Consider the following 26,653-nt stretch of genomic DNA (forward strand, 5'->3'; position numbering starts at 1 on the left):
CCGGCACCGACACGATCAGCGCCATCGGCAGCCACCGCGCCGGCACCGACACGATCAGCGCCATCGGCAGCCACCGCGCCGGCACCGACACGATCAGCGCCATCGGCAGCCACCGCGCCGGCACCGACACGATCGGCGCCATCGGCAGCCACTGCGCCGGCGCCAACATGATCAGCCCCATCCGAAGCCAACGCCTGCGGTTGCGCCGCCAAGACATTCGGCACCACAACGCTGGCCGCTACCGCAAGAAGCACGCCTGACAACAACTTGTATTTCATGGTTTTCTCCACGACCCGTTGCCAAACAGCGATCAATCGCGCGCGATGCATACAGACGCCACGACTCACTGGCTTGGGTTCTACCTGGTTGGCGAAAGGCACGGGCACACCGAACGGCGTGCGGGTGTCGAGATAATTTTGATCGAGCCGATTGAGTATAGGATCGGCCTCGGGAACTGCCACGGCGGGGAGATCGACGGACAAAAAAAGACGAAGCCCGCATCGTGCGGGCTTCGTTGTGTGGAGCTGTTTACATTTTTGCCAGCGCCTGAGCCAGGTCGGCGCGCAGGTCTTCAACGTCTTCAACTCCGACCGACAACCGCACCAAGCCATCGCCAATACCAAGCTTGGCGCGCGTCTCCGGTGGAATCGTCGCGTGGGTCATGATCGCCGGATGCTCGATCAAGCTTTCCACGCCACCGAGGCTTTCGGCCAACGCAAAGATCTTCACGTTTTCCAGAAAGCGCCGCGCACCGGCCAGGTCGCTGTTCAGATCCACGGAAATCATCCCGCCAAAACCGCGCATTTGCCGCTTGGCCAGTTCGTGCTGCGGGTGCGAGGTCAGGCCCGGATAGTAGACGCGTTTGACCTGCGGTTGCTGTTCCAGCCACTGCGCCAGATCCAGGGCGTTGCTGCAATGACGTTCCATGCGCAGCGCCAAAGTCTTCACCCCGCGCAGGGTGAGGAATGCATCGAACGGCCCGGAAATCGCCCCGACGGCGTTTTGCAGGAAACCGAGTTTTTCCGCCAGCTCGTCGTTCTGTCCGACCACGGCAATGCCGCCGATCACGTCGGAGTGGCCGTTGAGGTATTTGGTGGTCGAGTGCAGGACGATGTCGAAGCCCAGCTCCAGTGGGCGCTGGATGTACGGGCTGGCAAAAGTGTTGTCGGCGACGCAGATGATCCCCCGCGCGCGGCAGATGCGCGCAATGGCGGCCAGATCCGACAGGCTCAGCAGCGGGTTGGTCGGGGTTTCGACCATGACCATGCGCGTGTCGTCCTGCAGCGAGGCTTCGAACGCCGACAGATCGGTCAGGTCGACGAAGCTGAAACGGTGCCCGGCACTGCGCTGACGGACCTTGTCAAACAGGCGGAAGGTGCCGCCGTACAAGTCATTGCCGGAAACGATGTGCGAGCCTGCGTCGAGCAGTTCCAACACCGTGGAAATCGCCGCCAGCCCCGAGGCGAAGGCGAACGCGCGGGTGCCGCCTTCGAGGTCGGCGACGCAGCGCTCCAGCGCGAAGCGCGTCGGGTTGTGCGAGCGGCCGTAGTCGAACCCCTTGTGCACGCCGGGGCTGTCTTGCAGGTAGGTGGAGTTGGCATAGATCGGCGGCATCAGCGCGCCGGTGGTCGGGTCCGGCTCTTGCCCAGCGTGGATCACCCGGGTGGCGAAGCCTTGGGATTTGGCGTCGTGCTGACTCATGCAAGGGATCTCCGTAATTGGTTGAGCATGTCGGTGCGGGTGATCAGACCATGGAAGCCTGAGGCGTCGGCGATGATCGCGACGAGGCCACGGCTGAGCACCGATTCCAGCTCGGCCAGGCTCGCAGCCGGGGCGAGGGTTTGCAGTTTGTCGGTCATCACGCTGGACACCGACTGGCTGAAGCGCGCGGCATCTTCGTGGATGCCGAGGAGGATGTCGGACTCGTCGATCACGCCCACCAGTTGCTTGCCTTCGACCAGCACCGGCAGTTGCGAAACATCCGCCAGACGCATGCGCTGAAACGCAGTGAGCAGGGTGTCGTCAGGGCCGACGCTGATCACCCGGCCGTCCTCGAAACGCCGTGCGATCAAGTCGCGCAAGTCGCCGTAGCCTTTGCGTTGCAACAGGCCTTGATCGGTCATCCACTGGTCGTTGTAGACCTTCGACAGGTAACGCGTGCCGGTGTCGCAGACAAAGCTGACCACGCGTTTCGGCTCGGTCTGTTCGCGGCAATAACGCAGCGCGGCAGCGAACAGGGTGCCGGTCGATGAGCCGCCGAGAATGCCCTCGGCCTTGAGCAACTGGCGCGCGTGATCGAAGCTTTCCGCGTCGCTGATCGAGTAGGCGTGACGCACGCTGGAGAGGTCGGTGATCGACGGAATGAAGTCTTCGCCGATACCCTCGACCGCCCACGAACCGGGCGTCGGCAAGGTACCGTCGCGGCTGTATTGCGCCATCACCGAGCCGATCGGATCGGCGAGGACCATTTCCAGATCCGGCTGCACGCGCTTGAAGAAACGACTCAGCCCGGTCAGCGTGCCGGCCGATCCGACGCCGACGACGATGGCGTCCAGATCATGTTCGGTCTGCGCCCAGATTTCCGGCGCGGTGCTGCATTCATGGGCCAGCGGGTTGGCGGGATTGTTGAATTGGTCGGCGAAAAACGCGCCGGGAATGTCCTTGGCCAAGCGGGCGGCGACGTCCTGGTAATACTCGGGATGGCCCTTGCCGACGTCAGAACGAGTGATGTGCACTTCGGCGCCCATGGCCTTCAAGTGCAGGACTTTCTCGGTGGACATCTTGTCCGGTACCACCAGCACTACGCGATAGCCTTTGGCGCGACCGACCAGCGCCAGACCCAGACCGGTATTGCCGGCAGTGGCCTCGACAATCGTCCCGCCCGGTTGCAGGCGGCCGTCACGTTCGGCAGCGTCGATCATCGCCAGACCGATACGGTCCTTGATCGAGCCGCCAGGGTTCTGCGATTCGAGTTTGAGAAACAGCGTGCACGGTCCGGTATCGAAGCGGGTGACCTGCACCAGCGGAGTATTGCCTATCAGCCCAAGCACGGCAGGGCGTGATTCCTTTGACATTTCTTCACCTCTTTATGGTGTTGATCGCGTTCCAATCGCGGGGAAAAGACTCGCGTGCAACTTAGGCGCAGACATCCTCTCTCGCAACCTCTAATCCTTGGGAAATCCAGCCATTTGGATCTAACGATAGAACGAAAACTTGCATGTTGCCCTGACGTGTTCTGATCGTTCCCACGCTCCGCGTGGGAATGCAGCCTTGGACGCTCTGCGTCCCTACGGCCAGAAGATCCCAGCCTTCGGCAGCTCCCACGGCGCGCCTGTGCATGAGTAGAACTTGTGATGATCTAGAATTTATTGAGTTTGTTTCATCAAGTCCGGTTCCCGACAATACCCGCCATCGAATAAGCATCTGGAGTTGTTTGTCATGGCACTGGCCCATTCCCTTGGATTTCCGCGCATCGGTCGCGACCGCGAACTGAAGAAAGCGCAAGAGGCGTTCTGGAAAGGAGAACTGAACGAGGCGGGCCTGCGTGACGTCGGGCGTGAGCTGCGCAAGGTCCATTGGGACTTGCAGAAAAACGCCGGCATCGACTTGCTGCCGGTTGGCGATTTCGCCTGGTACGACCAAGTGCTGACCCACTCGCTGATGTTCGGCGTGATCCCCGAGCGCTTCCGCCCCCATGACGGCGAAGCCACGCTGCAGACCCTGTTCAGCATGGCCCGTGGCGTCAGCAATACTTGCTGCGGCGAAGGCCACGCTCAGGAAATGACCAAGTGGTTCGACACCAACTATCACTACCTCGTACCGGAATTCAGTGTCGATCAACAATTTCAGCTGGGTTGGGAGCAGTTGTTTGAGGAAACCGAAGAGGCCCGTGCGCTAGGGCACAACGTCAAACCGGTGATCATCGGTCCGCTGACCTATCTGTGGCTCGGCAAAACCAAAGGCACCGATTTCGACAAACTCGATTTGCTTGATCGCCTGCTACCGCTGTACGGCCAGATCTTCGCGCGGCTGGCGGCATTGGGCGTGGAGTGGGTGCAGATCGATGAGCCGATTCTGGTGCTCGATTTGCCGCAGGACTGGAAGAATGCCTTCGAGCGCGCCTACAACCAGATCCAGCGCGATCCGCTGAAAAAACTGCTCGCCACGTACTTCGGTGGCCTGGAAGAAAATCTCGGTCTGGCGGCGAACCTGCCGGTCGATGGCTTGCACATCGATCTGGTGCGCGCGCCGGATCAGTACCCGACCATTCTGGATCGTCTGCCGGCTTATAAGGTGCTGTCGCTGGGTGTGGTCAACGGTCGGAACGTCTGGCGCTGCGATCTGCAAAACGCGCTGGCGACGCTGCGCCATGCTCATGAGCGTCTGGGTGATCGTTTGTGGGTAGCACCGTCCTGTTCATTGCTGCACAGCCCGGTTGATCTGGGCCGCGAAGACCAGCTCGATGCCGAACTGAAAAGCTGGCTGGCGTTCGCCGTGCAGAAGTGCGAAGAGGTCGCCGTGCTCGCTCAAGCGGTCAGCGAACCGGAAGCGCCGAAGGTACTGCGTGCCCTCGCGCAAAGCCGTTCGGTGCAGACCAGCCGCGCTGCCTCGCCGCGTATTCACAAACCGGCGGTACAAGCGCGGGTCGCGGCGATCACTGCCAAGGATGCGCAACGCCAATCGCCGTTTGCCCAGCGTATTGCCAAACAGCGCGGCAAGCTCGACCTGCCGTTATTCCCGACCACCACCATTGGTTCGTTTCCGCAAACGGCGGCGATCCGTCTGGCGCGTCAGGCCTACAAGCAAGGCAAGCTCAGCGCGGCCGATTACACCGATGCGATGCACACGGAGATTCGCCACGCGGTGGAAATTCAAGAACGCCTCGGCCTGGATGTGCTGGTGCACGGTGAGGCCGAGCGCAACGACATGGTCGAATACTTCGCCGAACAGCTCGACGGCTATGCCTTCACCCGCTTTGGCTGGGTGCAGAGCTACGGTTCGCGCTGCGTCAAACCGGCGGTGATTTTCGGTGACCTAAGCCGCCCGCAGGCGATGACGGTCGAGTGGATCCGCTACGCCCAAGGCCTAACCGACAAGGTCATGAAAGGCATGCTGACCGGCCCGGTGACCATGCTGATGTGGTCGTTCCCGCGCGAAGACGTCAGCCGCGAGGTGCAGGCTCAACAACTGGCGCTGGCCATTCGTGACGAGGTGAATGATCTGGAAGCGGCGGGAATCAAAATCGTGCAGATCGACGAAGCGGCGTTCCGTGAAGGCTTGCCGTTACGCCGGGCGCAATGGCCGGCGTATCTGCACTGGGCGAGCGAAGCGTTCCGCCTGTGCGCCTCCGGCGTGCGCGACGAAACGCAGATCCACACGCACATGTGCTACAGCGAGTTCAACGATGTGATCGAGTCGATCGCGGCGATGGACGCCGATGTCATCACCATCGAAACCTCGCGTTCGGACATGGAACTGCTCGAAGCGTTTGAAGCGTTCGCCTACCCGAACGACATCGGCCCCGGCGTGTACGACATTCACTCGCCACGCATTCCCGATGTGTCGGAAATGGTTGGCTTGCTGCGCAAGGCGGCGCAGCGTATTCCGGTGGAGCGGCTGTGGGTCAATCCGGATTGCGGCTTGAAAACCCGAGGCTGGCCAGAGACCGAGGCGGCGCTGGTGCACATGGTCAGCGCCGCACGGCAACTGCGCAAAGAGTGGGCCTGATCCTCTACCGCCCTGGAATACATAACCTTTGTGGGAGCGAGCCTGCTCGCGAAAGCGGTGTGTCAATCGACATCAATGTTGGATGACCTGACGCCTTCGCGAGCAGGCTCGCTCCCACAGAATTCGCGTTCTCCCCGTCATTCACGGCAACACACAAATCCTTTGTGGGAGCGAGCCTGCTCGCGAAAGCGGTGTGTCAGCCACCCATGCATCAGGCAAGGAAGCGCAATATCGGCGCACCATCGAACGGGTCTGTCAGATAGTGCGCCCTGACCCCGAAAGTCGTCTGTAACCGCTCCGGCGTCAGCACGTGCAGCGGCTCGCCCAGTGCCACCAGACGCCCGCGCTCCAGCACCGCCAGGCGATCGCACTTGAGCGCCTGATTGAGATCGTGCAGGGCGATCAACGTAGTCACCGGCAGTGCGCGCACCACGTGCAGAATGCTCAACTGATGCTGGATGTCGAGGTGGTTGGCCGGCTCGTCGAGCAGCAGGATCTGCGGGCGCTGCGCCAGTGCGCGGGCGATGTGCACGCGTTGGCGTTCCCCGCCGGAGAGGCTGCGCCAGAGGCGGTTGCGCAGGTGCACGGCGTCGACGTCAATCAGCGCTTGCTCGACGATGGCGTCATCGGCGGGCGACCACGGTTGCAGCGCCGACAACCACGGCGTGCGCCCCAGCGCCACCGCGTCGAACACGCGAATGCCATCGTCGGTATCGGCCTGTTGCTCAACCACCGCGAGCGTCTGCGCGATGCTGCGCCGCGACATTTTGCCCAGCGCCTGACCGCCGAGCTGCACATGGCCCGCGCTCGGTTCGCGCAGGCCGGCCAGCAATTTGAGCAGCGTGGATTTACCCGAACCGTTCGGCCCGACAATGCCCAGGGTCTCGCCGCGCTGAACGTCGAGGCTGACACCATTGAGCAACTCGGCACCGCGCACCTTGAAGCTCAACCCAGCACAGCTCAGAACCGTGTTCATCGCGCCGATCTCCGGCCCACCAGAATCAGCGCGAACACTGGCGCGCCGACCAGCGCAGTGATCACGCCGACCGGGATCACCTGACCCTTGATCAGGGTGCGCGACAGCACATCGGCGGCGATCAGAAACACCGCGCCGCCCAGCGCACTGGCGGGCAACAGACGCGCATGGCCGGTGCCGAGCAACAACCGCGCGGCATGGGGAATCACCAGACCGACAAAGCCGATCGAGCCGACAATCGACACCATCACCGCCGTCACCAGCGCGGCGCAGCCAATCAACAGAATCTGCACACGTCGCACTGGAATGCCGAGAGACGCCGCCGAGTCCGCACCAAAGGTGAACGCATCCAGCGCCCGCCGATGCCACAGACAAACGACCAACCCCAACACTGCTACCGGCACCGCCAGCCACACCGACGGCCAGCGCACGCCGCCGAGATTGCCGAGCAGCCAGAACATGATCCCGCGCGCCTGTTCCGAGCTGGCCGAGCGGGTGATCAGGAAAGCAGTGAGGGCGTTGAACAGCTGCGAGCCGGCAATCCCGGCAAGAATGATCTGCCCGGTGCCGCTGGCCGAGCCGCTGACTCGCGCCAACAGGATCACCAGTGCGAAAGCGGTCACCGCGCCGGCAAAAGCACCGACCGACAATGAAATCGCCCCGGCACCGACGCCGAGCAGGGCGACCATCACCGCGCCGGTCGAGGCGCCAGCAGAAATTCCCAGCAGATACGGATCGGCCAGCGGATTGCGCAGCAGCGATTGCAGGATCACCCCGCACGTCGCCAGACCGGCGCCGCAGGCCGCCGCGACCAAAGCGCGGGTCAGGCGATAGTTCCAGACAATGCCTTCGTCGATCGGGTCGAGCACATAACCGGCGCCCCACAGCTTGTTGGCCAGCACCTGCAACACCACGCTCGGCTCGATCGAAGTCTCGCCAATGGCCACGCCGCCAATCAGCGCGACCGACAGCGTCAACAGCACCAGCAGCAAACGGATCAGGCGTCTGCTCATTGCGACAGGTCGTAGCCGTTGATGGCACTGGCCAATTGTGCGAGGCCATCGAAGGTGCGCAGGCTGGCCTGCATGGCCATGGCGTCAAGGATGATGATGCGGTTGTGCTTGACCGCGTCCATGTTGCGCGTCACCGGATCACTGCGCAGGAAGGCGAGTTTCTTCTGATAGTCGTCCGCCGGGAAACGTCGACGATCCATGCGCGCGATCACCAGAAACGTCGGGTTGGCCTTGGCGATGGTTTCCCAGCCGACGGTTGGCCATTCTTCATCCGACTCGACGACGTTGCGCACGCCGAGGGTGCTGAGCATGAAATCGGGAACGCCTTTGTGCCCGGCCACGAACGGCTCGATGTCCATCTCGGCGCTGGAGAACCACACCAGAGCGCTGACGTCTTTGCGCTGCTGGTTTTTCGCGGTGGCGATCGATTGCGCGAGGCTGGCTTTGAGCTGCTCATTGAGCTGTTCGCCACGCGCCTGCACGTCGAAAATCGCCGCCAGTTGGCTCACGCTTTTGTAGATGCTGTCGATGCGAAACGGCGCCAGCCGCGTGCCGTCCGAGCCGACGAGGTTGTCCTTGGCTTCGCAATCGGAGGGCAGCAGATAGGTCGGAATCTTCAGTTCATGAAACTGCTCGCGAGTGCCGACCGCGCCTTGCGGGCCGACCATCCATTCCAGCTCGACGGCAACCAGCTCCGGGCGTTTAGCGATCACCGCTTCGAAACTCGGCTCGTTATCGGCGAGGCGCTCGATCCTGTCGTTCTGTGCTTTGTATGTGCCCAGCACGTCGTTGAACCACAGCGAAGTGCCAACGACTTTGTCGCCCAGGCCCAAGGCGTAGAGCATTTCCGTGCCGGCCTGACCGATGGTCACCGTGCGAGCGGGTGCGTGTTGAAAGGTCAGGCTGCTGCCACAGTTTTCGACGGTCAGCGGATACGCAGTCGGCGCCGCTTGCGCCAGGGCGCAAAGGCTCAGAGCGGTGAGCAGTGTGGCAATGCGGGGCAGCAGCATGGGGCAGTCTCCAAGAGAACCGTACGGGAGCGGGCGGGTACGGTTGGAAACACACCTCGGGCGCGGTCGTGGAAACTGCGCAAGGCCGGCACGGGGAAAATGCGCACGGCACGATGTCCTTCCCGGACACCCCGCCGGTTAGTCAGTCACTGTGCCGGCAGGTCTCCTGACTGATGCGTCATCGCCACGCTCCGGCCTTCCCGGGATTCACCCAGTGGCAGTCGAGGAGCAGGCTCGGCACCTACAGTTGCGGGGGCAGTTCCGATTGATGCTGTGCAAGCATTTCGGATTCCCTATTAATTCCGTGTGGAAACCGGCGGCGGCATGGTAGTCGATTTGCGCGGTGGAGGGGGAGGCGAATCTGCCACAGCGTCGATCTTGTCGTCGGCATTGCAATCTGTCATATGCCTTGGCTAATATACGATTCATATACACATCGTATCGGATTCATATATGGGCATCGTAAAGATTTCAGAGGACATGCACGAGAATCTGCGCATCTCCAGCAACGCGCTCAGTCGCTCGATCAACGCGCAGGCCGAGCACTGGATGCGCATCGGCATGCTCGCCGAGCTGCATCCCAATCTCGACCACAGCGCCATTTGCCGCCTGCTGATCCGCGCCGAACAGAATGGTGGGCTGGATCTGCAACAACTGACTCAGGAAGCCGTCAGCGCATGAGAAACCAGATCAAGATCAACACCCCGGCCGACATCGAAAAATCCCGCGCCGCCGGCAAACTCGCCGCTGAAGTGCTGGCAATGCTGGTGCCGCATGTGAAGGCTGGCGTAACCACCGATGAGCTGGATCGACTGTGCAACGATTACATCGTCAATGTGCAGAAGGCGGTGCCAGCCAATGTCGGTTATCACGGCTTTCCGAAAACCGTCTGCGCGTCGGTCAACGATGTGGTGTGCCACGGGATTCCATCGGGTACGCCATTGAAAGACGGCGACATCGTCAACCTCGACATCGCGGTGATCAAGGACGGCTGGTTCGGCGATACCAGTCGCATGTATGTGGTGGGCGAGGCGACTCCTGAAGCGCAGCACCTGATCAAGACCACCTACGAAGCCATGTGCGCAGGCATCCGTGCAGTGAAGCCGGGCGCAACGCTGGGCGATATCGGCCACGCGATCCAGAGCCTGGCGGAGGCGGAGGGCTTCAGTGTGGTACGCGAATACTGCGGCCATGGCATCGGCAAGGTCTATCACGATGAACCGCAGATCCTGCATTACGGCTTTCCCAATCAGGGCCTGAAGCTTAAGGCCGGGATGATTTTCACCGTGGAACCGATGCTCAATGCCGGCAAACGCCATGTGAAGAACATGCCGGATGGCTGGACCGTATTGACCAAGGATGGCTCGTTGTCGGCGCAGTGGGAGCATATGGTCGCGGTGACGGAGAGCGGGTTCGAAGTGCTGACGGCTTGGCCGGATGAGATTGAAGGGTACCGGGCCATTGGCTAATACCGTGTCGCCTGCTTGCCCTCACCCTAGCCCTCTCCCAATGGGAGAGGGGACTGACCGAGGTGTTGTTGCGAGATACGCCGACGTGCGATACCGAGTCGAACTTACATTTTGAACAGCATGAAGATCGGCTCCCTTTCCCCCTCGCCCCCCTTGGGGGAGAGGGAGTAGATCCAACTGACTCAGCGCAATCAGTGAGCACCGGCAGCCTTGTTCAAGTCGCTCTCGGTCCACTCGGTATAAACACAAGCATCCGCCGTCGCCCAGCGCACCCGTACCGGATCGCCGGCCTTGAGTGGCATGCCCGCTGCCGACAGCGCTTTCACCGTCATCGACGTCCCGCCCGCAGTCACCACGCTGCACGTCTGGCTCTCACCGAGAAACAGCACCTCCACAACATTCGCCGATACTTCATTCCAGCCCGCCGCCAGCGGCTCATCCAGCGCCTGCTGCGTGCTCAGCGCCAAGGCCTTTTCCGGACGCACCATCAGCAGCACATCCTGATCAGTGTGCAACCCGGACGTCAGCCGAATCGACAACGACTGGCCCTCGAAACTCGCTGCTGCATTGCCTTGCGCCTTGAGCTTGAGGAAGTTCGAATTGCCCAGAAACGACGCGACAAATGCATTGGGCGGATTCTGGTAAAGGTCATAACCACTGCCCAGACCAACGATTTTGCCGTGGCTGAAAATCGCGATGCGTTGCGACAGACGCATGGCTTCTTCCTGGTCGTGGGTCACGTAGACGATGGTGATGCCCAGGCGCCGGTGCAGCTGGCGCAGTTCATCCTGCAAGTCTTCGCGCAGCTTCTTGTCCAGCGCACCGAGCGGTTCGTCCATCAGCAGAATGCGCGGCTCGTAAACCAAGGCGCGAGCGATGGCAACCCGTTGTTGCTGGCCGCCAGACAGTTGCGAAGGGCGGCGATGGGCGAACTGTTCGAGCTGCACCAGTTTGAGCATCGCATCGACGCGCTTTTCGCGCTCGGCCGCAGCCAGTTTGCGAATGGCCAGAGGGAAGGCGATGTTGTCGCGTACCGACAGATGCGGGAACAGCGAGTAACGCTGAAAAACCATGCCGATGTCGCGCTTGTGCGGCGGCACGTTGACCAGCGACTGGCCGTTGACGAGGATCTCGCCGCTGCTCGGTGTTTCAAACCCGGCGAGCATCGACAGCGTGGTGCTTTTGCCCGAGCCGCTGGAGCCCAGGAACGTGAGGAATTCACCGTCCTTGATGTCCAGCGAGATGTTATCGACTGCAGCAAAATCGCCGTAGTGCTTGTTCAGGTTGCGCAGGCTGACCAGGGGTTTGTCGTTCTGCTGGGATGCGTCTTTGATCACGGCACTCATGTCGTACTCCTGGGCGCTCAGGCGCTGATTTCGTTGCGCCGGCGCAGGGCGGCGGCGATCACCATGACCAATACCGACAGGCCGATCAGCAGCGTCGAAGCGACGGCGATCACCGGGGTCAGGTCCTGGCGCAGGGTGGTCCACATTTTCACGGGAAGGGTTTGCAGAGTCGGGCTCGCCATCATCACGCTGAGCACCACTTCGTCCCACGAAACGAGGAAGGCGAAGAGGGCGCCGGCGACCATGCCCGGACGAATCGCCGGGAACGTCACCTTGAACACCGCTTGCAAGCGCGAGGCACCGCAGATCACCGCCGCGTCTTCAATCGACTGATCGAACAGCTTCAGCGAGTTGATGATCGAGATGATGGTGAACGGCAGCGCGACGATCACATGGCTGACGACGAAGGCGAACATCGTCCCGGTGTAGCCGAGCTTGAGAAAGAGCGCGTACACCGCCACGGCAATGATCACCAGCGGCACGATCATCGGCAGGGTGAACAGGCCGTAGAGCATCTCGCGGCCGGGGAAGCGTCCGCGCACCAGCGCAAACGCGGTCGGCAAACCGAGCGCCACAGCGCAGATGGTGGTCAGCACGGCAACTTTTAGGCTGGCGGCGGCGGCGTTCATCCAGTCGGGATTGGAGAAGAACTGGCCGTACCATTTCAGCGTCCAGCCCGGTGGCGGGAACACCAGCCACTGCGAGGAGCCGAACGACAGCAGCACGATGAACACGATCGGCAACAGCAAGAACAGACCGATCAGCCCGGTAGTGGCGTAGAGGCCGAAACGCATGCGCCGGCTCATGGCATTGGGGGTCAGGAGCATGTCGGCTTACCTCGCGTTACTGGCGCCAACCGGGGATTCCGGTTGAAGCTTCAGGTAGAAGTAGAACAACACCAGGGTGATTGCGATCAGCAACGCGGCGCCGGCGCTGGCCAGGCCCCAGTTGAGGAACGATTGCACCTGCTGAATGATGAACTCCGGCAGCATCATGTTCTGCGCCCCGCCGAGCAGTGCCGGGGTGACGTAGTAACCGAGCGACATCACGAACACCATCAAACCGCCGGAGGCCAGACCCGGCCGGCACAGCGGCAGGAACACCCGGAAGAAGTTGGTCCACGGACTGGCGCCGCAGATCGAGCCGGCCTGCAGGATCATCGGGTCGATGGCCTGCATGGTTGCCTGCAACGGCAGCACGATGAACGGGATCATGATGTAGCTCATGCCGATCACCACGCCGGTGAGGTTGTGCACCATCTCCAGCGGTTGATCGATGATGCCCATGGCCATCAAGGTCTTGTTGATCACGCCCGAGGCTTGCAGCAAAACCAGCCAAGAATAGGTGCGGGCGAGCAGGCTGGTCCACATCGACAGCAGCACGATGTTGAGGATCCAGCGCCCCCAGCCGCGCGGCACCAGGGTGATCGCCCAGGCCAGCGGAAAGCCCAAGAGCAGGCTGAACAGCGTCACCAGCCCGGCCACCGAAAAGGTGTTGAGCAGCACTCGTGCATAGGCCGAGTTGGCGAACAACTGTTCGTAGTTGCCGAGACCAGGCACAGGTTCCAGCACACCGCGCAACAGCAGGCCAATCAACGGCGCGAGAAAGAACAGGCCGAGGAACAGCAGTGCCGGGACGAGGTTGCCGGCGCCGCGCCAGCGTTGCTTGAAAGCCGAACCGGCAGCGCCGGCGGCGCTCCCGGTGGCAGTGGAAGGACGGGGCGCAGTGGCCGCGATTTTCATTTGACCAGCCATTCGTTCCACCGTGTCGCGATAGCCGGACCGTTCTTGGCCCAGTAAGCGAAATCAAGGGTGATCTGATCCTTGGCGTAAGCCGTCGGCAGGTTGGGGGCCAGCGTCGAATCCAGACGCTCCACACTGTCGAGGTTGACCGGCGCGTAGGCGGTCAGGTTGGAGAAGTCGGCCTGACCTTTGGCGCTGCTGGCATTGGCGAGGAACTTCATCGCCGCATCTTTGTTTTTCGAGCCTTTGGGAATGACCAGAATGTCGGCCATGACCAGGTTCTGCTTCCAGCTCACGCCGACCGGTGCGCCGTCTTCCTGCAAGGCGTGCACCCGACCGTTCCAGAACTGGCCCATGCTCGCTTCGCCGGACGCCAGCAGTTGCTGCGACTGCGCGCCGCCGCCCCACCAGACGATGTCTTTCTTGATGGTGTCGAGTTTCTTGAAGGCGCGATCCAGATCCAGCGGGTAGAGCTTGTCAGCCGCAACGCCGTCGGCCAGCAGCGCCAGTTCGAGCACGCCGGGGCTTGGCCATTTGTACAGGGCGCGCTTGCCCGGGTAGGTCTTGGTGTCGAACAGCGCGCTCCAGTCCTGCGGCTTGTTGGCGCCGAGCTTGCCTTCGTTGTAGCCGAGGACAAAGGAGAAGAAGAACGAACCGACGCCGTGATCGCTGACAAAGCGCGGGTCGATCCTGTCGCGCTGGATCACTTTGAAATCGAGGGGTTCGAGCAGGCCTTCGGCAGCGGCGCGCAGGGCGAAATCGGCTTCGACATCGACCACGTCCCACTGCACGTTGCCGCTTTCGACCATGGCCTTGAGTTTGCCGTAGTCGGTGGGGCCGTCCTGGACGACGGTGATGCCGCTGGCCTTGCTGAACGGATCGGCCCAGGCCTGTTTCTGCGCATCCTGGGTGCTACCGCCCCAGCTGACAAAATTCACGCTTTCGGCAGCCATTGCAGCCTGGCCGGTAACGCTGAGCAGTCCCGCGAAAAAGATCGCGGTTGCAGCTTTGTTCAACACCATGTTCACGCCCTCATTGTTGTGTTTTTGAGCGGGCCTTGCGTTGTTGCCCGCCTGTCGGGAGCAGTAGCTGGACGCTTTTTCACGTCGTCCGGTCTATGGAATATCATATTATGGTATTCCAAACTTTGTGCAAGCACTTTGCCTTACCGGTTATCTGGCCGGTTGGTTTTTTTGAGCCGTTCGGCCTGAGATATTTTGTGAATGTGAGATCCAGCCCCTCACTCCAGCCCTCTCCCAAGGGGAGAGGGGGAAAGGGAGCCGATCTTCATGCTGTTCAAAACCGAGCCCGATTCGCTAATGGGAAAGGAGTGGATCCGTATGCTGCTCAAAGCTGAGTTCGACTCGGTATCCCAGGTCGATGTATAGCGACCGGTCAACGCGGTCGGCTCCCTCTCCCTTTGGGAGACGGCTGGGGTGAGGGCGGCGTCATTCGGTGAAAGGGATGCTCTCAACCACCTCAAGGTCATACCCGGTCAACCCCGCATACTTCAGCGGTGGCCCGAGGTGCCGCAGCTTGCCAACCCCAAGGTTCTGCAGAATCTGCGCCCCAGTCCCGACCTCGGAATAAATCCGCGATTGCGAACGGCTGAACTGCCGTGGCGGCTGGGTCAACTGCGGCACGCGCTCGAGCAATGCCTGCGACGATTCATGATTGGCCAGCACGACCACAACTCCATGACCTTCCGCCGCGACCCGTTGCAACGCTGCCCACAGCGTCCAGTTCGTCGGCCCGCTGTACTCGGCGCCGACCAGATCGCGCAGCGGATCGATCACATGCACGCGCACCAGCGTCGGCTCTTCGCGGCGCAGGTCGCCCATGACCATCGCCATGTGCACGCCACCTTCGATGCGATCTTCGAAGGTGATCAAACGGAAGGTGCCATGCACCGTCGGTAGCTCACGTTCACCGATGCGTTCGATGGTGTGCTCGGTGCTCAGGCGATAGTGGATCAGGTCAGCAATGGTGCCGATCTTGATCCCGTGTTTGCGTGCGAACTGCTCCAGATCCGGGCGGCGCGCCATGGTGCCGTCGTCGTTCATCACTTCGACAATCACCGAGGCGGGGGTGAACCCGGCCAGGCGCGCCAGATCGCAACCGGCCTCGGTGTGCCCGGCGCGGGTGAGCACGCCACCTTCCTTGGCGCGCAGCGGGAAGATGTGGCCGGGCTGCACCAGGTCTTCGGCGCGGGCATTTGGCGCGACGGCGGCGGCCACGGTGCACGCGCGATCTGCTGCGGAAATGCCGGTCGTCACGCCGACCGCCGCTTCGATCGACACGGTAAATGCAGTGCTGAACACACTGCCGTTGGCGGGTACCATTTGCTCCAGGCCCAGACGCTGGCAATGTTCGTCGGTGAGGGTCAGGCAGATCAGCCCGCGTGCTTCGCGGGCCATGAAGCTGATAGCCTCCGGCGTGCAACGGTCGGCGGCCAGCAGCAGGTCGCCTTCGTTCTCGCGGTCTTCGTCATCGACCAGCAGGACCATTTTGCCGAGGCGATAATCTTCGATGATTTCTTCGATGCTGTTGAAGGCCATGCTGGACTCTCAGGGTTCGTTGGAAATATATTGGTATACCATAATACAAAATCAACAAAGAGGTCACTATGAAGGCGTACTGGATTGCACATGTGGATATAGCCGATGCCGAGCACTACAGCCAATACACCCAGCGCACCCCGCAGGCGATTGCCGCATTCGACGGCAAGTTTCTCGCCAGAGGCGGGCGCAGCGAAGCGCTGGAAGGGCGGCAGACGCCACAGCGCACCGTGATCATCGAGTTCGCGAGCTACGAACAGGCCGTGGCGTGCTATCGCTCGGCGGCGTATCAGGAGGCGAAAAGTTACCGCGAAGAATGGGCGAGGGCGGAGATCATCATCGTAGAAGGCATCGCCCCGAACTGAGCCACACCACCAAACTATGTGGGAGCGAGCCTGCTCGCGAATGCGTTCGATCATTCAACATTTGTATCGACTGACACGACGCCTTCGCGAGCAGGCTCGCTCCCACAGGGGTATAGGTGGTGATCAGCGCATGAAATGGATCTTGCCGCTGTCATCATTACCCATGTAGATCCCGTAAACCCCAGCCTGGCGCTCTTCGATATAGCGCTCGAGAATCTGCCGGATCGCCGGGTAATAGATCTGCTCCCAAGGAATGTCTTCAGGGGCGAAGAACTTGTAATCCATGGTCTCCGGTCCGTACTGCCCGGTGATCTCCAGGGCGATGGCGCGGAAGATGATGTACACCTCGCTGATCTTCGGCACGCTGAAAATCGAATACGGCGAGACGATTTCCGCGCGCACGCCGCTTTCTTCCCAGACTTCGCGCAGCGCCGCCTGCTCGGTGGTTTCACCGCTTTCCATGAAACCGGCCGGCAGCGTCCAGGTGCCGGGGCGCGGGGGAATCGCCCGTTGGCACAAGAGGTATTTGCCGTCCTGCTCGATGATGCAGCCGGCAATGATCTTCGGATTGACGTAGTGGATATAGCCGCAGCCGCGGCACATCAGGCGCTCGTGCGTATCGCCCGGCGGCGTCTGCTGACCAAGGTCAGGGCCACCGCATTTCGGGCAAAAGCTCGGGCTGAACACGTCATTGACCTATGCGCGGTTCTTTCAGCGCGATCGGCAGGGTGATCGCCGGAGTGCCTTTGACGGCGACGCCGGTTTCTTCCTGTTTGCGCTTGAGGTAATCGAGGGCCACGGCAGCCGCCGCGCGGACGTGATCCACACAGGCCTGATGCGCCGCCAGCGGATCGCCGCTCTTGATCGCCTCGACCATTTTTTCCATCTCGTGATTACTCGCGCCGCGTCGGTTTTCCTGGGAGACCGAGGTCGCGCGCAGATAGCTGATGCGCGCCTGCAACTGACGCAATTGCGTGGCGGCGACATGGTTGCCCGAGCCTTCGAGCAGCACGTCGTAGAAGCCCTGCACCGAGTCGATCACCTGTTGCAGCTCGCCGTCCTTCAACGCCTTGCGGTTGTCATCGAGGGCTTTTTCCAGGGCCTTGATGTCCTTGGCTTTGGCACGCAGGGTGAACAACTGCACGATCAAGCCTTCGAGCACGCAACGCAATTCGTAGATATCGACGGCGTCGTCGAGGGTGATGATGGCTACGCGCGGGCCTTTGGCGTCGGCGAATTCGACGAGACCTTCGGATTCAAGGTGACGCAAGGCTTCGCGCACCGAAGTGCGGCTGACGCCGAGGCGATCACAGAGGTCGCGTTCGACCAGGCGATCGCCTGGCATGAGCTGGAAATTCATGATCGCGCTACGCAGTTTGTCCAGCACGATTTCGCGCAGGGTAACGGGGTTGCGATTGACCTTGAAGCTGTCGTCGAGTGGCTGGCGTTTCATGGGGTCCGCTCTTGAGCTTGGCTGTCCATGCCAGACGGGCATCAAAACAGCCGAGGGTTAACTGGAGGCCTCGGCGTCGGCTTCGGCAAAGGCTTCACGGGCCAGCCGGAAACTGTCCACGGCCGCCGGAACGCCGCAATAAATGCCGACCTGAAGCAGAATTTCGCGTATTTGCTCACGACTCAGGCCGTTACGCAAGGCGCCACGCACATGCAGCTTGAGTTCATGCGGGCGGTTGAGCGCGGAGATCATCGCCAGGTTGATCATGCTGCGTTCCTTGAGCGACAGACCCTCACGCCCCCAGACATGTCCCCAGCAGTATTCGGTGACCATTTCCTGCAGCGGACGGGTGAAATCGTCGGCGTTGTCTATCGAGCGCTGCACGTAGGCTTCGCCCAATACCTGGGTGCGGATTTTCAGACCTTTTTCATACTTCTCGTTACTCATTTCTTTCGCCTCACCTCAATCCTGTGGGAGCTGGCTTGCCAGCGATAGCGGTAGTTCAGTCAGCATTGATGTTGAATGTTCCGTCGCCATCGCTGGCAAGCCAGCTCCCACAGGGTTTTGCATTGTCGCTTCAGGCCAGAGTCGGCAACGGGCCGAGCTTGCCTTTGTGATAAATCATCGGCGTCACCGGTTGCTCGGGCAGGATCAGGTTCTTCACTGCGCCGACAATGATCGCGTGATCGCCGCCGTCGTATTCACGCCACAACTCGCACTCGATGATCGCCGTGGCCTTGGCCAGAATCGGGTTGCCCAAATCGCTCAAGTGCCACTCGATGCCCTTGGCCTTTTCCTTGCCCTTGCCGGCGAACGCGTAGGCTTCGGCGGTCTGCTCGGCGGAGAGCAAATGGATGGCGAATTTCTTGCTGTCGCGCAGTACCGGGTAGGTGTCGGACGCATAGTTAGGGCAGAACAGCACCAGCGCCGGGTCGATCGACAGCGCGCTGAACGCGCTGGCGGTGATACCGACGATGCCGCCGTCCGGGTCGAGGGTGGTGACCACCGTGACGCCGGACGGGAACGAGCTCATGACGTCTTTGTAAATGCCGGGTTCGATCATTTCGCAGGACTCCTAGCGCATCACAAACGGATCAGGCATTGGCGCCTGGGAGAGGTTGATCCACACCGTTTTCAGTTCGGTGTAGGCCAGCACCGAGTCGATGCCGCTTTCGCGTCCATAGCCACTGTTCTTGAAGCCGCCGATCGGCGCCATCGCCGACACTGCGCGGTAAGTGTTGACCCAGATAATCCCCGAGCGCACATCACGCGCCAGACGATGGGCGCGGCCGAGGTCACGGGTCCAGATGCCGGCGGCGAGGCCGAACTGCGAGTCGTTGGCGATCGCCAGTGCTTCGGCTTCGTCTTTGAAACGAATCACCGAAGCCACCGGGCCGAAGACTTCTTCCTGCATGATCTTCATCGAATTGCGGTCGCACTCGAACAGCGTCGGCTCGTAGAACCAGCCTTCGCCGAGATCCGCCGGACGCTTGCCACCGGTGCGCAAACGCGCGCCTTCGGCGATCGCATCGGCGACCAGACCTTCGACCACCGCCAGTTGCTGCGCGGTGGCCATCGGCCCCATTTCACTGTGGTCTTCCTGCGGGTTGCCGATGCGGATGCGCTGGGCGCGCTCGACCAGACGATTGACGAATTCGTCGTAGATTTCGTCCTGCACCAGCAAGCGCGAACCGGACACGCAACTCTGCCCGGACGCTGCGTAGATCCCGGCAATCGCGCCGTTGATCGCGCTGTCGAGATCGGCGTCGGCAAAAATGATGTTCGGCGACTTGCCGCCCAGCTCCAGCGACAGCTTGGCGAAGTTCTCGGCGCTGCTGCGCACCACATGCCGTGCCGTCGCCGCGCCGCCGGTGAAGGCGATCTTGCGGATCAGCGGATGGCGGGTGAGGGCGGCGCCAGTGCTCGGGCCGTAACCGGTGACGACGTTGACCACGCCCGGCGGAATTCCGGCTTCGAGGGCCAGACGCGCCAGCTCGAGAATGGTCGCCGAGGCGTGCTCGGACGGCTTGATCACAATCGTGTTGCCGGCGGCCAGGGCCGGGGCCAGTTTGATCGCCGTCAGGTACAGCGGGCTGTTCCACGGAATGATCGCGGCAACCACACCCATGGCTTCGTGCACGGTGTAGGCAAACAGATCGGGCTTGTCCAGCGGCAGGGTGCCGCCTTCAAGCTTGTCGGCGAGGCCTGCGGTGTAGTGGAAGAACTCCGGCAGATAGCTGACCTGGCCACGGGTTTCGCGGATCAGCTTGCCGTTGTCGCGGCTTTCAAGCTGCGCCAGGTGTTCCTTGTTTTCTGCGATCAGATCACCGAGGCGGCGCAGCAGTTTGCCGCGCGCAGTGGCGGTCAGACCGCGCCACGCCGGGCTGTCAAAAGCAGTTTGCGCTGCTTGCACGGCGCGTTCGACGTCCGCTTCATCGGCGTCGGGCAGTTCCGCCCAGGCTTGCGCGGAGGCCGGGTTGAGGCTTTCGAAGGTCTTGCCGGAGAGGGCGTCGACCCAGTCTCCGCCGATGCACATCTGGAAGCGTGCGAGTGTCATGCAACGATCCCCTTTATATGGTTTTGTCGGGAGTGTGCGAATTGAAGAAATTCCAGCAGCATCTGATTAACCAGACGTGGCGACTCTACCGGCATCATATGCCGTTGCTCGGGCAGCACGGCAACCTTCGCAGCGGGGATGCGTCGGGCCAGTTGCTCGGCCATTTCCGGCGTCGAGCCGGGGTCGAGTTCGCCGGTGGCGATCAGCGTCGGCGCCTGAATGCTGTTCAGGTCGTCGGCGCGGTACATGTCCTGGGTGGCGAACAATTCGTAGGTGGTCAGATAGCCCTGCGGATCGTTGTTGGCCAGAGTCTGGCGCAACGCGGCGATCTGCGCCGGGTTGGCCGCCTGATATTCACGGCTGAACCAGCGCGACAACGCCGCTTCGGCATTGGCGTCCGGGCCGTGTTCGGCAGCCTGGGCAGTGCGGGCAATCACGCCGGCACGCTGTTCTTCGCTGCGGTTGAACACGCTGTTCAACACCACCAGGCTTTGCAGGCGCTCCGGGTAATGCAGGGCGAAGGCCCGCGCGACCAGGCCGCCCATGGAGAAACCGATCACCGCTGCCTGGGGCAGATTCAGGTGATCGAGCAGCTCGAGCAACTGATCGGCGTAACCGAGCAGGTCGGTGCCGCTGGCCGGGCGCGGGCTGGCGCCGTGGCCGAGCATGTCGTAGGCGATCACCTGATATTGGCTGGCGAGGCCGACAATCTGCCCGCCCCACATTTCTTTGTTCAGGCCCACGCCGTGGATCAAGACCACGGGCTGGCCTTGGCCGGTCGCCAGGTAACTGGTGCCAGCCGGGGTGAGTTCAGCGGTGAGCCGAATCATGGAGCGCTCCTGCAATGCCTTTCTTGTTGTGATTACTGGGCTTTTTCGGCGGCCAGTTCTTCCAGATCGATGTAGCGGTTGCCGATACGCGGGTGCAGGCGGCCACCGTCGGCGCAACCCAGCACGACGACGATTTCGTCGGCACGCGGCGCGTCTTCGATCTGCATTTCCAGGGTGATGTAGTGCGAACGCAGGCCTTCGTCGTCCTTGTGCATCATCGGGATCTGAATCGACGTGCCCGGACCGCCGCGCTTGTTGGTAAAGCTCAGGTAGCTCTTGGCTTTCACCGCTTCGCGATAGTGGTTGCCGAAGCGCAGCGTATGGATCACCGCGGAGGCGTGTTCGATCTCGCCGTCAGCGCCGACCACGGCGGCTTTGCCGTAAGCCTCGATCTTCTCGGCGCCACCAATGATGCCCACCAGGCGCTCGACCATCATGGCGCCGAGGTCGGAGCAGTTGGCGCGGATCTGCGGCTTGAGGTCTTCGACAAAACCATTGCCCACCCACGGGTTCTTCATCACCACGGCGAGGCCGACCATGGTCACCGGCTTGTCAGTAGCCTTGCCGCCTTCGATGAAGGTTTCTTCGACATAGCTGACGATCTTGCGAATTTCGAAACTCATGAGCTGCTCCGTTTGGGGGATTGAGAGTGTCTGTGCGTCTGATGGTATACCATAATACCGATCCTGCAAGTCCCCTCCGCAACAATTGCGTCATCCATCCTACGAATGGCTGCGCATTCACCCTTTGTCGCAAAACCAACCATCACTACAAACCCTGTGGGAGCGAGCCTGCTCGCGAAAGCGGTGGGTCAGCCAATAAACAGGGTGACTGATACACCGCATTCGCGAGCAGGCTCGCTCCCACAGGGAAAATGATGGGTTACAGAGAGCCGCTTTCGGTTAACAAAAGATAACGCGGCGCCGATTGTCAGACATTTGCAAAGCCCGATAGGATGAGCCAGCTTCCGAAGGGGCTCTGGATTGCGGGTTTCAGGACTATGCTTCTGAAACGCCAGTAGCCGAGCACCCTTGCGGCGCCCTTGAAGGCCCGATGGCCCAACAATAATAAATAGGGGAAGGTCTATGAGTCGTTGCCGCCCGCCGGCGTTACGCAACACCGCGTTGCTGGCCACAGCACTCTCGCTGCTGGGCTTTGCCACGTTATCGGCACCTGTGATTGCCGCCGAGGCCCCGGCTGACGTGGTCTATGCCACCGAATCGGCCAAGGCCGCAAAAAGCCTGATTCTTGATGTCGTCCACGCTGGCGCGCGTCTTGTCGCGGTCGGCGATCGCGGGCACATCGTCTATTCCGATGACCAGGGCAAAACCTGGACCCAGGCCAAGGTGCCGACCCGGCAACTGCTCACTGCCGTGTATTTCGTCGATGACAAAAACGGCTGGGCCGTGGGCCACGACGCACAGATTCTCGCCAGCGCAGACGGCGGTCTGACCTGGACCAAACAATTCGAAGACCTCGCACGCGAATCGCCGCTGCTCGACGTCTGGTTCAAGGACGCCAGCAGCGGCTTTGCCGTGGGCGCCTACGGCACGCTGCTGGAAACCACCGACGGCGGCAAGAACTGGGAAGACGTCAGCGATCGCCTCGACAACGAAGACCAGTTCCACCTCAACGCCATCGCCGCCGTGAAAGACGCCGGGCTGTTCATCGTCGGCGAGTCCGGCAGCATGTTCCGCTCCGCCGATGACGGCCAGACCTGGGAAAAGCTCGAAGGCCCGTACGAAGGTTCGCTGTTCGGTGTGATCGGCACGGCGCAGCCGCAGACCCTGCTGGCGTACGGCTTGCGCGGCAATCTTTATCGCTCCACTGATTTCGGCAGCAACTGGGAGCAGGTCGAACTCAAAGCCGCACGCGGTGCGCTGGAGTTCGGCCTGTCCGGCGGCACGCTGCTGGAAGACGGCTCGATCGTCATCGTCGGCAACGGCGGCTCGGTGATCAGCAGCAGCGACAATGGCGAGAGCTTCAGCGTGTTCAACCGCCCGGATCGCATTTCGCTGTCGTCGGTCACCGCCGCCGGCAACGGCAACCTGATTCTGACCGGGCAGGGTGGCTTGCACATCACCCAGCCAAACGGTGCCGAGACCAATAACAAGAAGGCGGGGCTATGACTTCCTTGATCACTCCTCAGCAAGACAAGGCGACGTTTCTTGAACGCTTGATCTTCAACAACCGTCCGGCCGTGATCCTGATCTGCCTGGTGGTGAGCATTTTCCTGTTCTGGCAGGCCACGCTGATCCGGCCGTCGACCAGTTTTGAAAAAATGATCCCGCTGCAGCATCCCTTCATCGAAAAGATGATGGAACACCGCAACGATCTGGCGAACCTCGGCAACACCGTGCGTATTTCGGTGGAAGCCACCGACGGCGACATCTTCTCCAAGGAGTACATGGAGACCCTGCGCCAGATCAACGACGAAGTGTTCTACATTTCCGGCGTCGATCGTTCCGGCCTCAAATCGCTGTGGAGCCCGAGCGTACGCTGGACCGAAGTGACCGAAGAGGGTTTCGCCGGCGGTGAAGTGATTCCGCAGAGCTACAACGGCTCTCAAGACAGTCTCGATCTGCTGCGCAACAACGTGCTCAAGTCCGGCCAGGTCGGGCGTCTGGTGGCCAACGATTTCAAGTCGAGCATCGTCGACATCCCGCTGCTGGAGGCCTACCCGGACCCGCAGGATCAGGGCAAGTTGCTGGCGCTGGACTATCGCCAGTTCTCCCATGAGCTGGAAGACAAGATCCGCAACAAGTTCGAAGCGCAGAACCCCAACATCAAGATCCACATCGTCGGTTTCGCCAAGAAGGTCGGCGACCTGATCGACGGTCTGGTGATGGTGGTGCTGTTCTTCGGTGTCGCCTTCGTCATCACCCTGATACTGCTGCTGTGGTTCACCAACTGCCTGCGCAGCACCATCGCGGTGTTGAGCACGACGCTGGTGGCGGTGGTCTGGCAGCTCGGGTTGATGCACTTCTTCGGCTTCGGCCTCGACCCGTATTCAATGCTGGTGCCGTTCCTGATTTTCGCCATTGGCATCTCCCACGGCGTGCAGAAGATCAACGGTATCGCCCTGCAATCCAGCGAGGCCGATAACGCGCTGACCGCTGCTCGGCGCACCTTCCGCCAGTTGTTCCTGCCGGGGATGATCGCGATTCTGGCCGACGCGGTGGGCTTCATTACCCTGCTGATCATCGACATCGGGGTGATCCGTGAACTGGCCATCGGCGCGTCCATCGGCGTTGCGGTGATCGTGTTCACCAACCTGATCCTGCTGCCGGTGGCGATTTCCTATGTCGGCATCAGCAAGCGCGCGATTGCCAAGAGCAAGAAAGATGCGAACCGCGAACACCCGTTCTGGCGCCTGCTGTCGAACTTCGCCAGCCCGAAAGTCGCGCCGATTTCGGTAGCGCTGGCGCTGATCGCCTTCGGTGGTGGCCTCTGGTACAGCCAGAACCTGAAGATCGGCGACCTCGACCAGGGCGCGCCGGAACTGCGTCCGGACTCGCGCTATAACAAGGACAACAACTTCATCATCAGCAACTACTCGACCAGCTCCGACGTGCTGGTGGTGATGGTCAAGACCAAGGCTGAAGGCTGCTCGCGCTACGAAGCCATGGCGCCGATCGATCAGCTGATGTGGAAGATGCAGAACACCGAGGGCGTACAGTCGGCGATCTCGCTGGTGACCGTGTCCAAGCAGATGATCAAGGGCATGAACGAGGGCAACCTGAAATGGGAAACCCTGTCGCGCAACCCGGACGTACTGAACAACTCGATCGCCCGCGCCGATGGCCTGTACAACAACAGCTGCTCGCTGGCACCGGTACTGGTGTTCCTTAACGATCACAAAGCTGAAACCCTCGATCGTGCTGTCAACGCGGTGCAGGAGTTCGCCAAGGAAAACAACAAGGACGGCCTGGAATTCATCCTCGCTGCCGGTAACGCCGGGATCGAAGCAGCCACCAACGAAGTCATCAAACAGGCTGAGCTGACCATCCTGATCCTGGTGTACATCTGCGTGGCAGTGATGTGCATGATCACCTTCCGCTCATGGGCAGCGACCCTGTGCATCGTCCTGCCGCTGGTGCTGACCTCGGTACTCGGCAACGCGCTGATGGCGTTCATGGGCATCGGCGTGAAAGTCGCGACGCTGCCAGTGGTGGCGTTGGGCGTGGGGATTGGCGTGGACTACGGCATCTACATCTACAGCCGCCTGGAAAGTTTCCTGCGTGCCGGGCTGCCGTTGCAGGAAGCCTATTACCAGACGCTGAAGTCGACCGGTAAAGCGGTGCTGTTCACCGGCCTGTGCCTGGCGATCGGCGTGTGCACCTGGATCTTCTCGGCGATCAAGTTCCAGGCCGACATGGGCCTGATGCTGACCTTCATGCTGCTGTGGAACATGTTCGGTGCGCTGTGGCTGCTGCCGGCGCTGGCCAAGTTCCTGATCAAGCCTGAGAAGCTGGCGGGGCAGAAGGGCAATTCGCTGTTTGCCCACTGATCTGACAGGCTGAAACGACAAAGCCGCAACCTTGAGGGGTTGCGGCTTTTTTTGTGAATCAACATCAAGAGCCCCTCACCCTAGCCCTCTCCCGGAGGGAGAGGGGACTGACCGAGGGGTGCGGCTAGATATATCGGCCTGAAATACCGAGTCGGTTATGGATTCACAGCAGAACGTTCAAGCCGGCGTAAATCTCAAATATTCCCCAATCGGTCCCCTCTACCTCTGGGAGAGGGCTAGGGTGAGGGCAAGCGGTCTCAAGCCCTAAGAAAGCTCAGCGCCAAGCACCACACTCAACGCACTGCGCGCATCATCCAGCTGCACCAGCGTCGCATGCCGGGCGCCCAGGGCATCACGATTCTCGATCGCCGTCAGAATCGCCTTGTGTCGCGGCAACGCCAGTTCATGCAGATTCGGCCGTTGATTGGAATGCTTCAACGCCTCGGCAATCGCTACCGCCAACATATTGCACAGGTTCGCCAGCAGGTCGTTGTGCGTCGCATCGGCGATGCGGCTGTGGAAGTCCAGGTCCGGCTGCAACAGCGCTTCCGGGGTCGGCGCGGCTTCCATGCGTTGGTAGGCTTCGTTGATCGCGGCGATGTCGGCATCGGTTGCATGCTGGGCGGCGAGGGCGGCGGCTGCCGGTTCGATGATGCTGCGCACGCTGGTCAGCACGTTGAAGAATTCATTCTGCGGGCTGCTCTGCATCAACCAGTGCAGCACGTCCGGGTCGAGCATGTGCCATTCGCGGCGCGCCTTGACCACGGTGCCGACGCGTGGCTTGGAATACACCAGCCCCTTGGCCACCAGCACCCGCGTGGCTTCGCGCAACACCGGCCGACTGACCGCGTACTCCTCGCACAGCAGGGCTTCGGCGGGCAGTTTGTCGTCGGGCAAAAAGCGTCCGGAGACGATCTGCATGCCCAGTTCCTGGACGATGCGCGAGTGCATGCTTTTACGGTCGGAAGGTTTGCGGTAATCCATGGGGAGTGGCGCGATCCTGAGCGATGGAGATGCCGCGCATCATAGCAGGCACGGCACAGATTTGAGGCGATACGCAAAAGCAACTGTGGGAGCGAGCCTGCTCGCGAAGGCGG

Annotated in this window: 24 protein-coding genes, 1 pseudogene and 1 riboswitch; of the genes and pseudogenes, 6 read left to right on the top strand and 19 right to left on the bottom strand. The window is 61.4% G+C overall.

Features of this window, described 5'->3' with window-relative positions; translation table 11 throughout:
- The 3 genes from AC0Z5Z_RS03530 to AC0Z5Z_RS03540 form a co-directional block, all read right to left on the bottom strand.
- A partial coding sequence (locus tag AC0Z5Z_RS03530; protein ID WP_485610697.1) for a hypothetical protein occupies positions 1–278 on the bottom strand: 278 nt, incomplete at its 3' end.
- Between the two features lie 250 nt (positions 279–528).
- Positions 529–1,701: a cystathionine gamma-synthase gene (locus tag AC0Z5Z_RS03535; protein ID WP_252876456.1), complete on the bottom strand. Its 1,173-nt coding sequence runs from the start codon at positions 1,699–1,701 to the stop codon at positions 529–531.
- Positions 1,698–3,074: a pyridoxal-phosphate dependent enzyme gene (locus tag AC0Z5Z_RS03540; protein ID WP_252876455.1), complete on the bottom strand. Its 1,377-nt coding sequence runs from the start codon at positions 3,072–3,074 to the stop codon at positions 1,698–1,700. The genes AC0Z5Z_RS03535 and AC0Z5Z_RS03540 overlap by 4 nt, the downstream gene beginning before the upstream one ends.
- 364 nt (positions 3,075–3,438) lie before the next feature.
- Here AC0Z5Z_RS03540 and metE point away from each other — a divergent pair, with 364 nt between their 5' ends.
- Positions 3,439–5,727, top strand: a complete 2,289-nt coding sequence (metE, locus tag AC0Z5Z_RS03545) for a 5-methyltetrahydropteroyltriglutamate--homocysteine S-methyltransferase (RefSeq protein WP_252876454.1) — start codon at positions 3,439–3,441, stop codon at positions 5,725–5,727.
- 211 nt (positions 5,728–5,938) lie between these two features.
- Here metE and AC0Z5Z_RS03550 read toward each other — a convergent pair.
- The 3 genes and pseudogenes from AC0Z5Z_RS03550 to AC0Z5Z_RS03560 form a co-directional block, all read right to left on the bottom strand.
- Positions 5,939–6,607 (bottom strand): annotated as a pseudogene (locus tag AC0Z5Z_RS03550) (ABC transporter ATP-binding protein); the annotation flags it as partial.
- A 92-nt stretch (positions 6,608–6,699) separates the two neighbouring features.
- Positions 6,700–7,716: a FecCD family ABC transporter permease gene (locus AC0Z5Z_RS03555; RefSeq protein WP_041480056.1), complete on the bottom strand. Its 1,017-nt coding sequence runs from the start codon at positions 7,714–7,716 to the stop codon at positions 6,700–6,702.
- Entirely contained in the window at positions 7,713–8,726 is a 1,014-nt protein-coding gene (locus AC0Z5Z_RS03560; RefSeq protein WP_252876452.1) for an ABC transporter substrate-binding protein, read from the bottom strand. The genes AC0Z5Z_RS03555 and AC0Z5Z_RS03560 overlap by 4 nt, the downstream gene beginning before the upstream one ends.
- A 139-nt stretch (positions 8,727–8,865) precedes the next feature.
- Positions 8,866–9,059, bottom strand: a riboswitch (cobalamin riboswitch).
- Positions 9,060–9,179: 120 nt separating this feature from the next.
- On the opposite strand from AC0Z5Z_RS03560, the gene AC0Z5Z_RS03565 reads away from it, so the two are divergent.
- Together AC0Z5Z_RS03565 and map are read left to right on the top strand one after the other, a co-directional pair.
- The gene (locus AC0Z5Z_RS03565; protein ID WP_007918027.1) at positions 9,180–9,407 is read left to right on the top strand and encodes a ParD-like family protein; all 228 of its coding nucleotides are present in this window, start codon (positions 9,180–9,182) and stop codon (positions 9,405–9,407) included.
- A complete protein-coding gene (gene map, locus AC0Z5Z_RS03570) occupies positions 9,404–10,195 on the top strand; it encodes a type I methionyl aminopeptidase (RefSeq protein ID WP_122704021.1) in 792 nt (263 codons plus the stop codon). The genes AC0Z5Z_RS03565 and map overlap by 4 nt, the downstream gene beginning before the upstream one ends.
- Positions 10,196–10,386: 191 nt before the next feature.
- Here map and AC0Z5Z_RS03575 read toward each other — a convergent pair whose 3' ends face one another.
- From AC0Z5Z_RS03575 to ribBA, 5 genes are all read right to left on the bottom strand, one after another.
- A complete protein-coding gene (locus AC0Z5Z_RS03575) occupies positions 10,387–11,541 on the bottom strand; it encodes an ABC transporter ATP-binding protein (RefSeq protein WP_071172706.1) in 1,155 nt (384 codons plus the stop codon).
- Between the two features lie 17 nt (positions 11,542–11,558).
- Positions 11,559–12,368 carry an ABC transporter permease gene (locus tag AC0Z5Z_RS03580; RefSeq protein WP_007918021.1) on the bottom strand — a complete coding sequence of 270 codons (810 nt, stop codon included), beginning with the start codon at positions 12,366–12,368 and terminating at the stop codon, positions 11,559–11,561.
- Between the two features lie 6 nt (positions 12,369–12,374).
- Positions 12,375–13,283 (bottom strand): ABC transporter permease, encoded by a 909-nt coding sequence (locus AC0Z5Z_RS03585; RefSeq protein WP_056789380.1) that lies wholly within the window; start codon positions 13,281–13,283, stop codon positions 12,375–12,377.
- A complete protein-coding gene (locus AC0Z5Z_RS03590; protein ID WP_016775018.1) occupies positions 13,280–14,305 on the bottom strand; it encodes an ABC transporter substrate-binding protein in 1,026 nt (341 codons plus the stop codon). The genes AC0Z5Z_RS03585 and AC0Z5Z_RS03590 overlap by 4 nt, the downstream gene beginning before the upstream one ends.
- Before the next feature lie 426 nt (positions 14,306–14,731).
- The gene (gene ribBA, locus AC0Z5Z_RS03595; RefSeq protein WP_016775017.1) at positions 14,732–15,841 is read right to left on the bottom strand and encodes a bifunctional 3,4-dihydroxy-2-butanone-4-phosphate synthase/GTP cyclohydrolase II; all 1,110 of its coding nucleotides are present in this window, start codon (positions 15,839–15,841) and stop codon (positions 14,732–14,734) included.
- 68 nt (positions 15,842–15,909) lie between these two features.
- On the opposite strand from ribBA, the gene AC0Z5Z_RS03600 reads away from it, so the two are divergent.
- Positions 15,910–16,206 (top strand): DUF1330 domain-containing protein, encoded by a 297-nt coding sequence (locus AC0Z5Z_RS03600; RefSeq protein ID WP_252886344.1) that lies wholly within the window; start codon positions 15,910–15,912, stop codon positions 16,204–16,206.
- 123 nt (positions 16,207–16,329) lie between these two features.
- Here the strand turns inward: AC0Z5Z_RS03600 and AC0Z5Z_RS03605 are convergent, their stop codons facing one another.
- The 7 genes from AC0Z5Z_RS03605 to AC0Z5Z_RS03635 form a co-directional block, all read right to left on the bottom strand.
- On the bottom strand, positions 16,330–16,893 hold the full coding sequence (locus tag AC0Z5Z_RS03605; protein WP_150635080.1) for an NUDIX hydrolase: 564 nt from the start codon (positions 16,891–16,893) through the stop codon (positions 16,330–16,332).
- A gap of 1 nt (position 16,894) precedes the next feature.
- Positions 16,895–17,659: a GntR family transcriptional regulator gene (locus AC0Z5Z_RS03610; RefSeq protein WP_016775014.1), complete on the bottom strand. Its 765-nt coding sequence runs from the start codon at positions 17,657–17,659 to the stop codon at positions 16,895–16,897.
- 57 nt (positions 17,660–17,716) lie between these two features.
- Positions 17,717–18,106, bottom strand: coding sequence for a carboxymuconolactone decarboxylase family protein (locus AC0Z5Z_RS03615; protein WP_027613073.1), 390 nt, complete (start codon positions 18,104–18,106; stop codon positions 17,717–17,719).
- 130 nt (positions 18,107–18,236) lie between these two features.
- Positions 18,237–18,722, bottom strand: a complete 486-nt coding sequence (locus tag AC0Z5Z_RS03620; RefSeq protein ID WP_071172702.1) for a flavin reductase family protein — start codon at positions 18,720–18,722, stop codon at positions 18,237–18,239.
- A gap of 12 nt (positions 18,723–18,734) precedes the next feature.
- The gene (locus tag AC0Z5Z_RS03625) at positions 18,735–20,216 is read right to left on the bottom strand and encodes an aldehyde dehydrogenase (RefSeq protein ID WP_042606772.1); all 1,482 of its coding nucleotides are present in this window, start codon (positions 20,214–20,216) and stop codon (positions 18,735–18,737) included.
- Positions 20,213–21,046 (bottom strand): alpha/beta fold hydrolase, encoded by an 834-nt coding sequence (locus tag AC0Z5Z_RS03630; RefSeq protein WP_315434756.1) that lies wholly within the window; start codon positions 21,044–21,046, stop codon positions 20,213–20,215. The genes AC0Z5Z_RS03625 and AC0Z5Z_RS03630 overlap by 4 nt, the downstream gene beginning before the upstream one ends.
- A gap of 32 nt (positions 21,047–21,078) precedes the next feature.
- Positions 21,079–21,669: an amino acid synthesis family protein gene (locus AC0Z5Z_RS03635; RefSeq protein WP_007968626.1), complete on the bottom strand. Its 591-nt coding sequence runs from the start codon at positions 21,667–21,669 to the stop codon at positions 21,079–21,081.
- Between the two features lie 462 nt (positions 21,670–22,131).
- Here AC0Z5Z_RS03635 and AC0Z5Z_RS03640 point away from each other — a divergent pair, with 462 nt between their 5' ends.
- Positions 22,132–23,175 (top strand): WD40/YVTN/BNR-like repeat-containing protein, encoded by a 1,044-nt coding sequence (locus AC0Z5Z_RS03640; protein ID WP_423662151.1) that lies wholly within the window; start codon positions 22,132–22,134, stop codon positions 23,173–23,175.
- Positions 23,172–25,556, top strand: coding sequence for an efflux RND transporter permease subunit (locus AC0Z5Z_RS03645; protein WP_076562517.1), 2,385 nt, complete (start codon positions 23,172–23,174; stop codon positions 25,554–25,556). The genes AC0Z5Z_RS03640 and AC0Z5Z_RS03645 overlap by 4 nt, the downstream gene beginning before the upstream one ends.
- A 264-nt stretch (positions 25,557–25,820) precedes the next feature.
- On the opposite strand, the gene AC0Z5Z_RS03650 is transcribed toward AC0Z5Z_RS03645, so the two are convergent.
- Complete coding sequence (locus AC0Z5Z_RS03650; RefSeq protein ID WP_024013185.1) at positions 25,821–26,540, bottom strand: FadR/GntR family transcriptional regulator; 720 nt, start codon at positions 26,538–26,540, stop codon at positions 25,821–25,823.
- Between the last annotated feature and the right edge of the window lie 113 nt (positions 26,541–26,653).

Source organism: Pseudomonas sp. 1L-E-NC-VB-C3 (assembly GCF_057291535.1).

Excerpts from the sequence above, each read along its gene's own strand:
- AC0Z5Z_RS03535 (WP_252876456.1), bottom strand. The coding sequence starts at position 1,701 with ATGAGTCAGCACGACGCCAAATCCCAAGGCTTCGCCACCCGGGTGATC.
- AC0Z5Z_RS03540 (WP_252876455.1), bottom strand. The coding sequence starts at position 3,074 with ATGTCAAAGGAATCACGCCCTGCCGTGCTTGGGCTGATAGGCAATACT.
- metE (WP_252876454.1), top strand. The coding sequence starts at position 3,439 with ATGGCACTGGCCCATTCCCTTGGATTTCCGCGCATCGGTCGCGACCGC.
- AC0Z5Z_RS03555 (WP_041480056.1), bottom strand. The coding sequence starts at position 7,716 with ATGAGCAGACGCCTGATCCGTTTGCTGCTGGTGCTGTTGACGCTGTCG.
- AC0Z5Z_RS03560 (WP_252876452.1), bottom strand. The coding sequence starts at position 8,726 with ATGCTGCTGCCCCGCATTGCCACACTGCTCACCGCTCTGAGCCTTTGC.
- AC0Z5Z_RS03565 (WP_007918027.1), top strand. The coding sequence starts at position 9,180 with ATGGGCATCGTAAAGATTTCAGAGGACATGCACGAGAATCTGCGCATC.
- map (WP_122704021.1), top strand. The coding sequence starts at position 9,404 with ATGAGAAACCAGATCAAGATCAACACCCCGGCCGACATCGAAAAATCC.
- AC0Z5Z_RS03575 (WP_071172706.1), bottom strand. The coding sequence starts at position 11,541 with ATGAGTGCCGTGATCAAAGACGCATCCCAGCAGAACGACAAACCCCTG.
- AC0Z5Z_RS03580 (WP_007918021.1), bottom strand. The coding sequence starts at position 12,368 with ATGCTCCTGACCCCCAATGCCATGAGCCGGCGCATGCGTTTCGGCCTC.
- AC0Z5Z_RS03585 (WP_056789380.1), bottom strand. The coding sequence starts at position 13,283 with ATGAAAATCGCGGCCACTGCGCCCCGTCCTTCCACTGCCACCGGGAGC.
- AC0Z5Z_RS03590 (WP_016775018.1), bottom strand. The coding sequence starts at position 14,305 with ATGGTGTTGAACAAAGCTGCAACCGCGATCTTTTTCGCGGGACTGCTC.
- ribBA (WP_016775017.1), bottom strand. The coding sequence starts at position 15,841 with ATGGCCTTCAACAGCATCGAAGAAATCATCGAAGATTATCGCCTCGGC.
- AC0Z5Z_RS03600 (WP_252886344.1), top strand. The coding sequence starts at position 15,910 with ATGAAGGCGTACTGGATTGCACATGTGGATATAGCCGATGCCGAGCAC.
- AC0Z5Z_RS03610 (WP_016775014.1), bottom strand. The coding sequence starts at position 17,659 with ATGAAACGCCAGCCACTCGACGACAGCTTCAAGGTCAATCGCAACCCC.
- AC0Z5Z_RS03615 (WP_027613073.1), bottom strand. The coding sequence starts at position 18,106 with ATGAGTAACGAGAAGTATGAAAAAGGTCTGAAAATCCGCACCCAGGTA.
- AC0Z5Z_RS03620 (WP_071172702.1), bottom strand. The coding sequence starts at position 18,722 with ATGATCGAACCCGGCATTTACAAAGACGTCATGAGCTCGTTCCCGTCC.
- AC0Z5Z_RS03625 (WP_042606772.1), bottom strand. The coding sequence starts at position 20,216 with ATGACACTCGCACGCTTCCAGATGTGCATCGGCGGAGACTGGGTCGAC.
- AC0Z5Z_RS03630 (WP_315434756.1), bottom strand. The coding sequence starts at position 21,046 with ATGATTCGGCTCACCGCTGAACTCACCCCGGCTGGCACCAGTTACCTG.
- AC0Z5Z_RS03635 (WP_007968626.1), bottom strand. The coding sequence starts at position 21,669 with ATGAGTTTCGAAATTCGCAAGATCGTCAGCTATGTCGAAGAAACCTTC.
- AC0Z5Z_RS03640 (WP_423662151.1), top strand. The coding sequence starts at position 22,132 with ATGAGTCGTTGCCGCCCGCCGGCGTTACGCAACACCGCGTTGCTGGCC.
- AC0Z5Z_RS03645 (WP_076562517.1), top strand. The coding sequence starts at position 23,172 with ATGACTTCCTTGATCACTCCTCAGCAAGACAAGGCGACGTTTCTTGAA.
- AC0Z5Z_RS03650 (WP_024013185.1), bottom strand. The coding sequence starts at position 26,540 with ATGGATTACCGCAAACCTTCCGACCGTAAAAGCATGCACTCGCGCATC.